This is a genomic window from Bradyrhizobium sp. MI1.3 (assembly GCF_055811695.1).
Map to the genome: position 1 here is coordinate 208,222 of NZ_JBVVPQ010000001.1, position 14,578 is coordinate 222,799.

The window sequence follows — 14,578 nt, forward strand, 5'->3', positions numbered from 1 at the left end:
GCTATTCGCTCCGGCTCGCCAGCGCGTTCACGGCGGCGACCGTGATCGCGGAACCGCCGAGGCGGCCCTCGACCGTGAGCGCCGGCACCTTCGGATCGGCCATCAGCGCCGCCTTCGATTCGGCCGCGCCGACAAAGCCGACGGGACAGCCGATGATCGCCGCGGGCCGCGGGCAGCTCCGGTCCTCCAGCATGTTGAGGAGATGAAACAACGCGGTCGGCGCGTTGCCGATCGCCACGATCGCGCCGTCGAGATGCGGGCGCCATAGCTCCAGGGCCGCGGCCGAACGGGTGTTGCGCATGGACTGCGCGAGCGCGGGAACGGTCTCGTCGCCCAGCGTGCAGATGACGGCGTTGGCCGCGGGAAGCCGCGCCCGCGTAATTCCTTCGGAGACCATGCGCGCGTCGCACAGGATCGGTGCGCCCTTCTGCAGGGCCGCGCGTGCGGCGGCCGCCATGCCCGATGTGAAGCGGATATGCGCTTCGAGGCCCACCATGCCGGCGGCATGGATCATCCGCACCACCACCTGCTCCTCGTCCGGCGTGAAGCGCGCAAGATCGGCTTCGGCCCGGATGGTCGCAAAGGACTGCCGGTAGATCGCAGCGCCGTCAGTCTCGTAAGTATGCGGCATCAGTGCCCTCCCATCAGGATGGAGGGATTTCCGACGATGTCGTCGCGGTTCAGCCCCCGCAGGATGGGCTCATCGCGTGTCGACCCGGCGCGCACGAGGTCGAAGCCGGCGCCGGTCGCGACCAGAGTGATGGCGGCGGGACCGGAATGGGCGCAGCCCTTGGCACAGCCGGAGACGTGGAGCCGTGCGGCCGCGCCGATGTTCGGGGCCAGGGCCGCGGCAAGGCCACGCGTATCGGCATGCGCCTCGCGACAGCGTGGCGCGCCGCTGCAGGCGATGACGCGCAGTGCGGGATCGTAGGCCTCGGTGATAAGACCGGTCACGTTCGGCATGGCGCGCTTGCCTTCGCTCAAAACCATCCGCCATGGCGTCATGCGCAGCGCATGTCCGCAACCGGCGAACTGGTTGAGCGTCGCATGCGCCATCTGCCCGAAGGCGACCCCGACCATCGCACCTTGCGCATAGAGGCCGGGACGCGCCGTGGCCATGATCGGCGCCGGCTCGGCCTCGCCGCGCAATGCCGCCGGCAAGATTGCACCGGCTGAAAGATGCGCCGCCATCCGCCCTCGCCCCCCTCTGGCGCCGCCTGAGGTCACGAACCAGTCGGCGAATGCGAGCGCGGTGGTCACGGCCTCGCCACGCGCGACGGAGCGGCCAAGTTTGTCGCCATCAGCCCGCACCAGCAGGCCGCCGGAACGATCGCGCTCGATCCGCACGTCGGCGGAATCGCCCGCAAGCACGCGTGAGGTGCCGTCATCGATGGCGAAGCCGAACTTGGTTGGAAGTTCGAGCTTGCTGTCAGCGAGCGCCTCCTCGAGCTCGGCGGCGAGCGATTGGGTCGCGTCCCCCGCACGCCAGAACGGCGTCACAAGGATGTTGCGACGGGATTCGGTCTCAGCATCCGGGTCGAGCAGCGCCAGTTGCGCAAGGCCGTCGAGCAGCAGCCTGTGGCTGGTCTCGTTGACGCCTCTGATCTGGAGATTGGCCCGGCTGGTCACGTCGATCAGGCCGTTGCCATGGCGTTCGGCGAGATGGGCCAGTCCGGAGATCTGGGCAGCTTCGAGCCGGCCGCCGAACGGACGCACGCGGACCACGAGCCCGTCGCCCGATTGCATCGGGCGCAGCGCGCCGGGACACCAGCCCTTGACCACGGAAGCGCTCATGACGCCTCCCGCAGCGCAGCCGCAATCGAATTGCGGCGCGTCCGCCAGAGCGAGGCTTCATGCAGGCGCGCGAAACACGTCTCCATCGCCGCGAGTGCCGCCGGATTTTCGCGAGCCATGAAGGCGCGGACGTCGTCATGGCCGAGCGTCGCATCGTAATAGAGGTCGAACAGATGCGGCGGCACGGCGCCGGCCAGATGCGCGAAGGCGGCCATGTGCTCGAGCGTTGCGGTGATCTCGGCCGCCCCGCGAAAACCGTGGCGCATCATGCCCGCGATCCAGGCCGGGTTGGCCGCGCGCGCGCGGACGACACGGGAGATTTCCTCGGTCAGCGTACGCGCGTGCGGCTGCTCGGGGCGCGTCGCGTCGAGATGATAGAGCGATGGCCCTGTCGCGCCGAGATGGGCTGCGGCCGCCGCAATGCCGGCCTCATGCGCGGCATAGTCGGCCGCGAGCAGAAGATCGGTTTCCGGCAAATCCTGCACGTGAACAAAAGCATCGGCGGATGCGAGCCGCTTCTCGATGCCGGCACGATCGAGCCTGATCTCGCCGTCCGCCGAGAACGCCCATGACGATGCCGACAGCCAGGCTTCGCCGGCGGCGTGGCGCGTCTCGGGCGTGAAGTCGTCCGGGATTGCCGAGAGGCCGACGCCGTATTGTCCGGGACGCGGGGCGAACACGCGCGATGTGCGATGGCGATATGGATTTTCGTCGCGCTCGTCCTCGCGGGCCGACAGCGCCTCGGCTGCCGCCTCGAACAATTGCGCGAGGCCTGAGAAGACGTCGCGAAACAGGCCCGAGACGCGCAGCGTGACGTCGATGCGGGGCCGGCCAAGCTCGGCAGGCGCGATGATGTCGTAGCCGGTCACACGGCCGGAAGCATGATCCCAGCGCGGTGCGAGGCCGGCCAGATGCAGCGCCATAGCAAACTCCTCGCCCGCGGTGCGCATCGTCGCCGAGCCCCAGAGATCGACGACAAGGCCCTTCGGCCAGTCGCCATGATCCTGCAGATGACGACGGAGTAATTCTTCCGCGAGCTTGATGCCTTGCGCATGCGCGGACGGCGTCGGCACCGCGCGCGGATCGACGGCAAAGAGATTGCGCCCGGTCGGCAGCACGTCCTGACGGCCGCGATAGGGCGAGCCTGACGGCCCCGGCGCGACGCGCCGTCCTGCAAGCGCGGCCCGCAACGCGTCGCGTTCCGCTTCACCGCAGGCGCCGCGGCCGAACACATGCAGGCCGTCGCCGAACTGGCTTTCCTTGAGATCGCAGACGAAGCGGTCGATCCGCGGGATCGCTTCGGCCGGCGCGGCCGCTGCATCGAGGCCAAGATCGTCTTCGAGGCCAGCCGCGCGTGCCTCGTCACGGATTGCGGCGATCAGACGCTGGCGGCGGGCGGGATCGAGGCCATCGGCCGTCGAGTACTCGTCGAGGAGCTGTTCGAGCCTGCGCAGCCCGTCCGGCACCGCCGATGCGGCGAGCTGCGGCGGCAGATGGCCGATCGTGACGGCGCCCAGGCGCCGCTTGGCCTGCGCGGCTTCGCCGGGATCGTTGACGATGAAGGGATAGATGACGGGCAAATCGCCAATCAGGGCTTCCGGCCAGCACGCCTGCGACAGTGCCACGGATTTTCCCGGCAGCCATTCCAGCGTGCCGTGGGCGCCCATATGCACGACGGCATCACAGCCCTGCTCGCGCAGCCAGAGATAGAACGCGACATAGGCGTGGCGGGGCGTGCGCGCGAGATCGTGATAGTCGGCATCGCGCGTCGCCGCATCGCCGCGCTCCGGCTGAACCGCGATGATCGAGCGGCCGCACTGAATCGCGGCAAAATGGAACGCGCCATCGCGACAACCCGGATCGGTCTCGGGCGCGCCCCAGGCTTGCGCGAGATCATCCTGCAAGACTTGCGGAAGGTGCAGGAGCGCAGCGCGGTAATCGACAACGCTCCAGCTCAAGGTCCGCTTGAGCAGCGTCTCGCCGAGCGCATGGACCGGATCGACATCGAAGCCAGCCTCCGCGAGGTCGGACACCATGGCTTCGACCGAGGCCAGCGCATCGAGTCCCACCGCATGCGCAATCTGATGCGGACGGCCCGGATAGTTGGAGAGCACGAGTGCCATCCGCTTGTCGGCGGCTGGCTTCTCTGAAAGGCGCTGCCAGGCCGCAACGCGCGCGGCGACGGCCTTCACGCGCTCCTCGTCGGGCCTGTGTGCCAGATGCGAGAATTGCAGATCGGGATCGCGCATCGCGGCCGATTTGAAGCTCACCACGCCCGCAAACAGGCGGCCATCGACCTCGGGCAGCACCACATGCATCGCGAGGTCGCCGGGCGACAGGCCGCGGAGCGAGCTCGCCCAATCCTCGCGGCGTGCCGTGGAGAGCGCGACCTGGAACACCGGGCAGGATGCGGCATCGAACGGCATCGTGCCGTCGTCGCCCATCGCCGAGAACGCCGTCGCATTGACGATCGCGGCCGGAGGATTTTGCGCAAGATGCACCCGCAACCAATCCGCAACGCCTGGAGCCTTCAGCGAGGTGACGAAGACGCCGTGCGCGTCGAACCCCTTCTCGCGCAGCGCCGCGATCAGGGCATCGACCGGGCCAGTGTCCGCGGCGGTGAGATAGGAGCGATAGAAGATCACCAGTGCGTGCGGCTTCCCTTCGCGGGCCTGCGGCGTCGCCATGACACCGCGCGCCGGATCGTAAAAGCCCATCTCCGGCACGGTCATCTCGCCGATAATAGGTCCCGCATAGAGGCCCGAAGCCAACGCAAGCTGCGCGATTGCGGCTTGCGACGCGACAGGGCCACCGGTGTCGCAGAGCACCTTGAGCCGCCGCAATGTCGAGACCGGCAGGGTCGAATAGGCATCCAGCCGCGTGTCATCGCGGCCGTCGGCCGGCAGCACGGCCAGCACGATGCCGCGCTGCTTCGCGAGTTGCTGCAGGGCCGCGAGCCCATATGGCCAATAGGATTCCCCACCGATCAGACGCACGAGGATGCCGCGCGCCTGCGCAAGCGTGCGCTCGATATAGGTGTCGACCGAGAGCGGATGACGCAGTTCGGCGAGATTGACGAGCCGTAGCGACGGCAGGCTGTCGCGACCACGGCGCCAACCGGCCGCGAACGCCGCTAGATCGGAATCCGAATACGAGAGCACCACGAGATCGGCCGGGTCCTGGCCGATGTCCCTTGGTATCGCGGTCTCCTCGAGACCGCGGCTCTCGCGGAAGACGACGTGCATCAGATGCCAGTTCCTGAAAGACCGAGTCCCGCCTTGATCGCGGCTTCATCAATGTTTCCGTGCTCGCCGATCACGACGAGCTTTGACTGCCTCGCACCCGCGCCCCAGGGCTTGTCGAACTGGTGGCGCACGCGCTCGCCGACCGCTTGCAGCAAGAGGCGCATCGGCTTGCCTTCCATCGCGATGTAACCCTTGACGCGCAGCACATTCTGCTCGCGCGCCAGCCGCTGAACGGATGCAACCAGCGCGTCGATATCGGTGACCTCGGGAAGATCGATCACGACCGACGCAAAATCGTCGTGCTCATGATCCTCCTCGCCGTCGTGATGCGAGGGACGCGCGGCGAGATCGTTCTCGGCGGCAGCACCGAGGCCGAGGATGAGGCGCGCGTCGATGGCGCCGTCGGTGATCGCCAGCATCGGCACGCGGCGCGGCATCTCGGCGGTGATCGCCGCTTTGGCGGCTTCGAGCCCTGCCGCGCCCGCAAGATCCGCCTTGGTCAGCAGCACGATGTCGGCGCAGGCGATCTGGTCCTCGAACACTTCCGACAGCGGCGTCTCATGGTCGAGATTCTCGTCCGCCGCACGCTGCGCCTCGACGGCGTCAGGATCGGGCGCGAAACGGCCGGCGGCGACAGCTTCGGCGTCGGCGAGCGCGATCACACCATCGACCGTGATCCGCGAACGGATCTCCGGCCAGTCGAACGCCTTCAACAGCGGCTTGGGCAGCGCCAGGCCCGAGGTCTCGATCAGGATATGATCGGGGCGCACCGGTCGCGACAGCAGCTTCTCCATGGTTGGAATGAAATCGTCGGCGACGGTGCAGCAGATACAGCCATTGGCGAGCTCGATGATGTTCTCTTCCGGGCAATTCGCATCGGCGCAGGATTTCAGAATCTCGCCATCGACGCCCTCGCTGCCGAACTCGTTGACGAGCACCGCGAGCTTCTTGCCGTTGGCATTGGCAAGCAGATGCTGGATCAGCGTGGTCTTGCCGGAGCCGAGAAAGCCCGTGACGACCGTGACCGGGACTTTTGCGAGCGAATTCATTCGGCGGCCTCCGGCACGACGGCCAAGGTGGGAATGGGGGGAATGCGGGCAAGCGATTGCTTGCGGAAGATCTCCGGGCGGCTGCGCCAGGGCACGAGGCCGTCGGGCGCGGCCGCATAGGCCGCGGCGCCCGCGACCACGTCGCTCGCATTCGCATCCGACAGACGGCCATAAACATAGGACCAGCGGCCGGGCGCGCTGAGCGCGACCGAGCAACCCTGGTTGCACGCAGACAGGCATTCGACGGGAACCACGCTGACGCCGTCGGGCACGCCGGCCTCGAGGATCGCACCATGGAGGCGCTTACCCGGCGTCGTCTCGCCCTCGCCAAGCGTCTGGCCGGCGCGGCAGGTGATGCAGACATGAAGTGTGACGGTCATCGCTTCTTCCAGAATAAACAGCGGGAAGCGATGAGGCCCACGAACCGTTCTTGCGAAGGTCCGTTTCCCCGTCGCGGAACACCCCGTCCGCCGGTCCAAAATCGTCCGCGCTGGCAGGTCTCCCGGCTTCCGGAGCAGGGTTTCCCCTTCGATCCCCGCCTTCCCGATCCCCTAGGGGTCAGTGGCTTCGGGCATCTCTCCGGTCACGGTCGCGGGGGCGGCTGCATTTTGGAACCAAATCTTGCCGATTCGGACCCTATCGCATTCCCTCTTCGCCTGTCGTAGGACAGGAACCAACGCCGGGTCACCATTTGCCCCCGACCGCCTCTTGTCAAGCCGAAGGACCCCGTCCGATGACGTCAGAACCGGATACCCAGACGGCCGACGAAACCGACGCCCGTCACGCCTCGAAAATGGCGAAGAAGAAGGTCGCCCGCGACAAGATCATGGCGACCAAGAGCGGCGAAAAGGGCCTCATCATCGTCCACACCGGCGCCGGCAAGGGCAAGTCGTCCTCGGCCTTCGGCATGATCGTCCGCTGCGTCGCCCATGGCTTCCCCTGCGCGGTCGTGCAGTTCATCAAGGGCGCCTGGGACACCGGCGAGCGCCGCATGCTCACCGGTCATTTCGGCGACCTCTGCCAATTCCACGCCATGGGCGAGGGTTTTACCTGGGAGACGCAGGACCGCGCCCGCGATATCGCAGCCGCGCGCGCCGGCTGGGAAAAGGCCAAGGAACTGATCCTCGACCAGAATCTCCGCATGGTCGTGCTCGACGAGATCAACATCGCGCTGCGCTACGATTATCTCGACATCGCCGAAGTTGTCGATTTCCTGGTGACCTCGAAGCCACCGATGACGCATGTCGTGCTCACCGGGCGCAACGCCAAGGACGAGCTGATCGAGATCGCCGATCTCGTCACCGAGATGACGCTGATCAAGCATCCCTTCCGCTCCGGCATCAAGGCGCAAGCCGGCGTCGAGTTCTAAGAAACTCGCGATGGCGCGCGCATTGATGATCCAGGGGGCCGGCTCGGACGTGGGCAAGTCGCTCATCGTCGCCGGTCTCGCGCGCGCGTTTGTTCGACGCGGCCTGCGCGTGCTCCCGTTCAAGCCGCAGAACATGTCGAACAATGCTGCCGTCACGGTCGACGGCGGCGAGATCGGCCGCGCCCAGGCGCTCCAGGCGCTCGCCGCCGGCGTCGAGCCGCACACCGACATGAACCCGGTGCTGCTCAAGCCCGAGACCGATGTCGGCGCGCAGGTGATCGTGCAGGGAAAACGCATCGCGACCGCGCGTGCGCGTGAATATGCGGCGATGAAGCCGTCATTGATGGGCGCCGTGCTGGAGAGCTTCGAGCGGCTGAAGGCGCGCGCCGATCTCGTGCTGGTGGAAGGCGCCGGCAGCCCGGCCGAGGTGAACCTGCGCAAGGCCGACATCGCCAATATGGGTTTTGCGCGCAAGGCTGGCGTGCCGGTCGTGCTGGTCGGCGATATCGACCGCGGCGGTGTCATCGCGCAACTCGTCGGCATCAAGGCGGTGATCGACCCGGATGATGCCGCGATGATCCAGGGTTTTGTCATCAACAAGTTCCGCGGCGATCCCACGCTGTTCGACGACGGCTATAAGCTGATTGAAGAAAAGACCGCATGGCGCGGCTTTGGCGTGCTGCCCTGGTTCGCGCGCGCCGGCGAGCTGCCGGCTGAGGATGCGCTGGGCCTGAGCGATGCGCGCAAGCCGGGCCAATGCAAGATCGCCTGTCTCGCGCTGTCGCGGATCGCCAATTTCGACGATCTCGATCCGCTCAAGCTCGAGCCTGGCGTCGATCTCGTGATGGTGCGGCCGGGCGAGGCAATTCCCGGCGACGTCAGGCTCGTCATCATTCCCGGTTCGAAATCCACGCGCGGCGACCTCGCCTTTCTGCGCGCGCAGGGCTGGGACATCGATCTCCTGGCGCACTACCGCAGAGGCGGCCATGTGCTCGGCCTCTGCGGTGGCTATCAGATGCTCGGACGAAGCGTCACTGATCCCGAGGGGATCGAGGGCCCCGCCGGCGATACACCGGGTCTCGGACTTCTGGATGTCGAGACGGTGATGAGCCCGCAGAAGACATTGACGCTTGTCGCGGCCGTGCATGCCGCGACGGACCAGCCGATCGAGGCTTATGAAATCCACATCGGCCGCACTGATGGGCCGGATCGCGCGCGGCCATTCGCAAGGCTGAACGGGGAACCAGAAGGCGCGATCTCGCGCGACGGACGCGTGCAAGGCAGCTATCTGCACGGCCTGTTCACGTCGGATGATTTCCGCAAGGCGTTCTTGGCGAAGCTCGACATTCCCGCAGGCAACGAGCCCTATCACGCCAGGGTCGAGAGTGCGCTCGATGCGCTTGCCGATCACATCGAGCAACATCTCGACGTCGACGGCCTGCTCGCGCTAGCGCGCTAGCGCCTCGGCCAGGCGCGTCCATTCGGAGTCGCCGCCCGGAAGCCCGAGGCGCAGCCATGTCGGCTCCCGCGCGAACACGCGCGACCAGATATGGCGACGCGCCAGTCTCTCCTGCGCCGCAAGCGCGTCAGGCGTCTCGTAGAGACGAAACAGCTGCGTGCCGCCAACGAGCGTCCAGCCTTGCGACCGCACCATGCCGTCGAGGCGAACGCAGTCTCGCGCCAGCCGCGCGGACGTGGCCTCGGCCCAGGCATCGTGATGCAGAGCGCGGCAACCGATCGCGATCGCCGGTCCCGAGACCGGCCAAGGCCCCGACATCGATGCGAGCCTGGCGATGTCGGAGGAATTGCCGAGCGCGAAGCCGAGCCGCAGGCCGGCAAGGCCGTAAAACTTTCCAAAGGAGCGCAAAATCAGCAGCCCCGGCCGGTCCTCGGATGCAAGCGAAAGCTGCGGTGCCACATCGGCAAAACTCTCGTCGACGACGAGACGGCCGACGCGCGGCAGCAGTGACAGCAAATCCCTTGGTGTGTGGCATCGGCCGTCGGGATTGTTGGGATTGACGACAATGGCGAGGTCCGCGCCCGCCAGTGCGTCGAGCTCCCCGACCTCCTGGACCTCCCAGCCCGCAGCCGAGAGGACCCCGGCATATTCGTTGTAGGTCGGCGCGAGGATGCGCGCGCGGCCGGGCGGCGCGAGTTGCGGCAGCAGTTGAATCGCGGCCTGTGCGCCGCCGAGCGCGACAACCGCCGCGCTCGTGCGGTAAGCGTGCCGCGCCGCCTGATGCAGCGCCTCGATTTCGCCGCGCGAGGGCAACGCGCTCCACGCGCGCGAGCTCACCTCGCCCACGGGATAAGGCACGCGGTTGATCCCGGTCGACAGATCGATCCAGTCCTCCGCGCGACCGCCGAACCGCTGCAGGGCCTGATCGAGATTTCCACCGTGCTCGCGCATGCGCTGTTCTTTCACGCGAAGGCCAGGATCGCAAGGAGGCCGGCGAGCAGCAGCATGGCGCGGCGGTAGACCGTCAATCCCCGATCGATGTCGGCGGCAAGCGGATCGCGCGCACCTTCATTCAGCCATGGCTCGTTCGTGGTGCTGCCGTGATAGATCCGCGGACCGCTGAGCCGCACACCAAGCGCACCCGCCATCGCTGCTTCCGGCCAGCCGGCATTGGGCGAACGGTGACGGCGTGCATCCCGCGTCATGCAGGACAGCGCCTCTGATCGCCGTGGCGCCAACAGCACGAACAGAAATCCGGTCAGCCGCGCCGGAACGAAATTGGCGACGTCGTCGATGCGCGCCGCGGCCCAGCCGAAAGCTTCGTGGCGTTCGGAGCGATGGCCGATCATGGAGTCCAGCGTGTTGATCGCTTTGTAACCCAAAATGCCGGGAAGACCGAACAGCGCGCCCCAGAACACGGGTGCGACGATCCCGTCGGACGCATTTTCGGCGAGGCTCTCGATCGCCGCGCGCGCGATCCCGGCCTCGTCGAGCGTCAGGGGATCGCGGCCAACGATGCGCGAGACCGCCTCGCGTGCGGCGGCGATGTCACCGGCCCGCATGGGATTTGCGACGGCAGCAACGTGGGCGTGCAGCGAACGCAGGGCGACCAGCGGCCAAGCCAGGACGCCGACCAGCACGACCTGGATCTCCAAGGGAAGCAGGGACTGAAGCGCCCAGCCGAGCGCAACGGCGAGCCCGATCACCGCGAGCGTTCCGGCAAGACCGGCGGCGCGGCGAAACGCCGGCGGATCAGACGATCGATTCCAGGCGGTGTCGATGGCAGAGATCAGCCGGCCCAGCCAGGTGACGGGATGGCCGATCCGCGCGAACAACCACGACGGCCAGCCCAACAGGGCATCCACCGCCATCGCCACCGCCATCGCACCCGCAAAACCCACACCCGTCTCCTGTCCTGCCCCTGTTGCGCAAACCACGACCAGAGCGCAAGCCCCCGGCTGGCGGATTTCGGCTTTGTTTTTGGCTGCGTTTGGTGATTAGTGCTGGGCTACAGGAGACCTTTATGGCCGTCATCTTGATCACGGGCGGAGCGCGATCGGGCAAGAGCAAGCGTGCGGAAATGCGCACGCGCGCCTTTCCTGGGCAGCCGGTCTATGTCGCGACGGCCGAGGCTCTCGATGCCGAAATGGAGGCGCGCATTGCCGGGCATCGCGCGCGCCGCGGAACAGACTGGATCGAACGCGAAGTGCCGCTCGATCTCGTTCCCGCGCTGGTCGCAAGCGACGGCGGCGGCGCGCGGCTCGTCGATTGCCTGACGCTGTGGCTCTCTAACCTCATGCATACGGAGCGCGACTGGGAACGCGAGATCAAGGAGCTTGCCGGTGCCCTGCCCCGGCTGAAAAGCCCCGTCGTTCTCGTGACCAACGAGGTCGGCCTCGGCATCGTCCCCGACAATGCGCTGGCGCGGAGCTTCCGCGACGCCGCCGGGTTCATGAACCAGGCCATCGCGGCCGTTGCCGACGAGGCCGAGTTCGTCGTCGCCGGCCTGCCGATGAAATTAAAATGATGCCGCGCGCCGAATTCTTTCAGGACGTCATCGCCGATTTCAGGATCGCGGCATCGTTCGTGACGATCCTCCCCGTGGCATCGTCGAAGCCCGCCGCTGACGGCGCCGTCGCGCGCGCGACCTGGGCGCTGCCCGTGGCGGGACTGCTGGTCGGCCTTGCCGGCGCCCTGGTCTACAAGGTCGCGAGCCGGTTCGGTCTGACACCGAACCTTGCCGCCCTGCTCGCGCTGGCCGCGACCGCCCTTATCACCGGCGCGCTGCACGAGGACGGCCTTGCCGACACGGCCGACGGGCTCGGCGGCGGCCGCACGCGCGAGCGCAAGCTCGAGATCATGCGCGACAGCCGGATCGGCACCTATGGCGCCTGCGCGCTGATCCTGTCGTTCGGCCTGCGCTGGAGCGCGCTCGCGGCGATCGCCAATCCGTGGGCCGTCGCGCTCGCGCTGTGCGCTGCGCATACTGCGGCCCGCGCGGGCTTGCCGGCGTTCATGTCGCAGGTCGCACCTGCACGACCTGACGGCTTGTCGGCGAGCGCCGGATCACCGCCGGGCCGCAGCGTTGCGATCGCATTCGCTGTTGGAATCCTCACGCTCACGCTCGCGCTTGGGCCCGGCAAGGCGCTGGTGAGCCTGATCCTGCTCTCCCTCGCCGGGCTGATGCTGGCGCGACTTGCCATCCGCCAGATCGGCGGGCAGACCGGCGACATCCTCGGCGCGTTCGAGCAGACGGGCGAGATTCTGGTCCTGCTGGTTGCCGCAGCTTTCCAGATCGGAGGGTGACGCGATGGTCGAATTCGACGACGCCTTTCGCCAGCACTTGCGCGAGCTGTTCGTGTGGCGCCGCGACGTGCGCCGCTTTCGCGCCGATCAGTTGCCTGACGGCGCCATCGATCGCCTGATCGAGATGGCCTGTCTCTCACCCTCGGTCGGCCTCAGCCAGCCCTGGCGCTTCGTCATCGTCGATGACGCCGCACGGCGTCGTGCCGTGGTCGACGACTTCAAAGCGTGCAACGCCGACGCACTGAATGCCTATGCCAGTGAGCGCGCGGCGCGCTATGCCACGCTGAAACTCTCGGGTCTCGAACAAGCCCCGGGCCACCTCGCCGTGTTCGCCGACAAGGCCAGCGACATCGGTCACGGCCTCGGCCGCGCGACGATGCCGGAGACGACGGAATATTCGGTGGTCGCGGCGATCACCGCGATGTGGCTGGCCGCGCGCGCCGAGGGCATCGGGCTTGGCTGGGTATCGATCCTCCATCCGGATCGCATCCACGCCATTCTTGACGTGCCGGACACCTGGAAATTCATCGCCTATCTCTGCATCGGTTATCCGGAAGTCGAATGCGACCGGCCCGAGCTGGAACAGGCGAAGTGGGAGCAGCGGCGCGGCGCGGAAGAATTCACACTGCGGCGTTAAGCGCGTGCCCCATACGCCCTACGACCTGCTCCTGCCGGCAACCGCCGCAATCGGCGCGGGGCTTTCCTGCTTCTGGAACATCAACAACGGCCGGAGAATGACGCGGCCATAGGCCTCGTAGTGGTGCTGGGTCGAGACCGCCATCTTCAGCGGCGTCGCGTAATTCGCCTCGAACGTCATGAACGAGGCGTAGGTCCAGGAGAAGCCGACGCCGACCGAGCCCAGTTCGGTGATTCCCGGAAACGTCGAGTACACCGCCCCCCAGTCGGTGAAGATGTAAGTGTCGAAACCCCTGAGCCATTGCGACCAGTTGTAGTGCAGCTCGGCGTTGAAATAGTAGCCGCTGTCGCCGGAGGCCGAGTTGGAGGGATAACCGCGCACGGTGGTGGGACCGCCGATCGAGAAGATCTGGTCGCCCGGCAGCAGCTTTTCCTGTGTGTACTGCCAGCTCGCCAGCACGTTGGTGCTGAAATTTGCAGGCCCCGCAGCGCTGGTCGCGAACATCGAGCCGGTATAGGTGTTGAACGCGCGGTTGTTGCCGAGCACGTGGTCTTGCCATGCGATGTAGTTCACCGCAGGCGAAACCGTGATCGAATAGGTATTGCCCGAATTGGTCACCGAGAGGCCGGCCGTGGCCTTGTCGTAATGATCCTGGGTCACGGCGACCGTTGCGAAGCGGCTGACAGTCTTGCCCTCGGTCTCCGCGGCGTTGAGCAGCACCAGCCAGTTCTGCGTCACCCAGACCGGCTGGCTGAAATTGACCGCGGCCTGGCTCGAGCGTCCGGTGACGTCGAGCGCGACGAACGGTCCCTGAATGATCTTGATCTTGCCTTCGGTATAGCTGACACCGGCGCGGCCGCCCCAGGGATTGACCGGGATGCTGTAGGCGACGTTGCCGTTGAGATTGCCGTCGGAACGGACGCCGTAGAATGTCAGGCGGTCGTCGACGCCGAACAGGCCGTGGCGCTTGTAGAAGGCCCCACCCTCCCAACGCCCGGTATTCTCCGCGCCCTGGTTGTCGGTGAAGAGCTGCAAGGTGTCGACCGGCGGTTCGATCACGGCGAACTGGAGATCGGTCAGGCCGAAGCTCGTGCCGGGCTGCAGCAGCGCCTTGATCTGCACGTCGTTGGTCCGGTTGAACCAGATCACGTCGCGATTGAGTTTCGGAACGTCGAGCACCTCGCCTTCGGGCTCCTTCACGCGCTGAAGGATGTAGTCGGGGCGGGTCTGCTTGTTGCCCTCGATGGTCGTCTTCTGGAGCCGGCCTTCGGTCAGCTTGACGCGGACGATGCCGCCCTTGGCATCCTGCTCGGGCAGCGTCGCTATGCCCGTGACGATGCCGCGCTCGGTATAGATGGCGTTGATGTCGGCGACGAGCTGCAACAGCGAAGCGATGTCGACGTTCTTGCCGACGTACTTCTTCGCGATCTCGTCGAGCTCGGCTGGCGTAATGAACTTGGAGGCGTCGAACTCGACCTTGTGCAGGCGGAATTTCGGCCCGCCCGGCTTCAGGAGCTGGGACTTCTCCCGCTCGCCGCCAATCACCGCCGGCCCGTTGAGCTTGGGCGGCGCGCTCTGCTGTTCGAGCTGCCGGCGTTGCCGGTCGACGTCGTTCTGGATCACGCCGGGATTGATCGACGGAATCTGCGCCCGCGCGGGGACGATGCACGACGCTGCCAGCCCAAGCCCTAACGCTGCCCCCAGAATCCGCATCCCTGG

13 protein-coding genes and 1 riboswitch are annotated in these 14,578 nt (G+C 66.9%); of the genes, 5 read left to right on the top strand and 8 right to left on the bottom strand.

The window, feature by feature from the left end; all coding sequences use genetic code 11:
- Window position 1 precedes the first annotated feature (1 nt).
- Genes AC0L3A_RS00930 through AC0L3A_RS00950 form a run of 5 tightly spaced genes read right to left on the bottom strand, consistent with a single transcriptional unit; the run spans window position 2 to window position 6,468 of the window.
- Complete coding sequence (locus AC0L3A_RS00930; RefSeq protein WP_473253386.1) at window positions 2-631, bottom strand: precorrin-8X methylmutase; 630 nt, start codon at window positions 629-631, stop codon at window positions 2-4.
- Window positions 631-1,794, bottom strand: a complete 1,164-nt coding sequence (gene cobG / locus AC0L3A_RS00935; protein ID WP_473253387.1) for a precorrin-3B synthase — start codon at window positions 1,792-1,794, stop codon at window positions 631-633. Before cobG ends, AC0L3A_RS00930 begins: the two co-directional genes overlap by 1 nt.
- Entirely contained in the window at window positions 1,791-5,039 is a 3,249-nt protein-coding gene (gene cobN / locus AC0L3A_RS00940) for a cobaltochelatase subunit CobN (RefSeq protein WP_473253388.1), read from the bottom strand. Before cobN ends, cobG begins: the two co-directional genes overlap by 4 nt.
- Window positions 5,039-6,088: a cobalamin biosynthesis protein CobW gene (gene cobW / locus AC0L3A_RS00945; RefSeq protein ID WP_473253389.1), complete on the bottom strand. Its 1,050-nt coding sequence runs from the start codon at window positions 6,086-6,088 to the stop codon at window positions 5,039-5,041. The genes cobN and cobW overlap by 1 nt, the downstream gene beginning before the upstream one ends.
- On the bottom strand, window positions 6,085-6,468 hold the full coding sequence (locus AC0L3A_RS00950; protein ID WP_354127539.1) for a DUF1636 domain-containing protein: 384 nt from the start codon (window positions 6,466-6,468) through the stop codon (window positions 6,085-6,087). Before AC0L3A_RS00950 ends, cobW begins: the two co-directional genes overlap by 4 nt.
- Window positions 6,469-6,563: 95 nt before the next feature.
- Window positions 6,564-6,781: riboswitch (cobalamin riboswitch) on the bottom strand.
- A 40-nt stretch (window positions 6,782-6,821) separates the two neighbouring features.
- Here AC0L3A_RS00950 and cobO point away from each other — a divergent pair.
- On the top strand, window positions 6,822-7,457 hold the full coding sequence (cobO, locus tag AC0L3A_RS00955; RefSeq protein ID WP_007593167.1) for a cob(I)yrinic acid a,c-diamide adenosyltransferase: 636 nt from the start codon (window positions 6,822-6,824) through the stop codon (window positions 7,455-7,457).
- A 10-nt stretch (window positions 7,458-7,467) separates the two neighbouring features.
- Window positions 7,468-8,916, top strand: coding sequence for a cobyric acid synthase (locus tag AC0L3A_RS00960; protein ID WP_473253390.1), 1,449 nt, complete (start codon window positions 7,468-7,470; stop codon window positions 8,914-8,916).
- Here AC0L3A_RS00960 and cobD read toward each other — a convergent pair.
- Both cobD and cbiB read right to left on the bottom strand, forming a co-directional pair.
- Complete coding sequence (gene cobD / locus AC0L3A_RS00965) at window positions 8,905-9,867, bottom strand: threonine-phosphate decarboxylase CobD (protein ID WP_473253391.1); 963 nt, start codon at window positions 9,865-9,867, stop codon at window positions 8,905-8,907. The genes AC0L3A_RS00960 and cobD overlap by 12 nt on opposite strands.
- 11 nt (window positions 9,868-9,878) lie before the next feature.
- Window positions 9,879-10,817 (bottom strand): adenosylcobinamide-phosphate synthase CbiB, encoded by a 939-nt coding sequence (gene cbiB, locus AC0L3A_RS00970; RefSeq protein WP_473253392.1) that lies wholly within the window; start codon window positions 10,815-10,817, stop codon window positions 9,879-9,881.
- Window positions 10,818-10,939: 122 nt separating this feature from the next.
- Between cbiB and cobU the strand changes: the two genes are divergently transcribed.
- The 3 genes from cobU to bluB are packed head-to-tail and all read left to right on the top strand — an operon-like array spanning window position 10,940 to window position 12,859.
- Window positions 10,940-11,443 (top strand): bifunctional adenosylcobinamide kinase/adenosylcobinamide-phosphate guanylyltransferase, encoded by a 504-nt coding sequence (gene cobU / locus AC0L3A_RS00975; RefSeq protein WP_473253393.1) that lies wholly within the window; start codon window positions 10,940-10,942, stop codon window positions 11,441-11,443.
- Complete coding sequence (cobS, locus tag AC0L3A_RS00980) at window positions 11,440-12,222, top strand: adenosylcobinamide-GDP ribazoletransferase (RefSeq protein WP_473253394.1); 783 nt, start codon at window positions 11,440-11,442, stop codon at window positions 12,220-12,222. The genes cobU and cobS overlap by 4 nt, the downstream gene beginning before the upstream one ends.
- A gap of 4 nt (window positions 12,223-12,226) precedes the next feature.
- Complete coding sequence (gene bluB / locus AC0L3A_RS00985; RefSeq protein WP_473253395.1) at window positions 12,227-12,859, top strand: 5,6-dimethylbenzimidazole synthase; 633 nt, start codon at window positions 12,227-12,229, stop codon at window positions 12,857-12,859.
- Between the two features lie 18 nt (window positions 12,860-12,877).
- Here the strand turns inward: bluB and AC0L3A_RS00990 are convergent, their stop codons facing one another.
- Window positions 12,878-14,572, bottom strand: a complete 1,695-nt coding sequence (locus AC0L3A_RS00990) for a ShlB/FhaC/HecB family hemolysin secretion/activation protein (RefSeq protein WP_473253396.1) — start codon at window positions 14,570-14,572, stop codon at window positions 12,878-12,880.
- Window positions 14,573-14,578 lie beyond the last annotated feature (6 nt).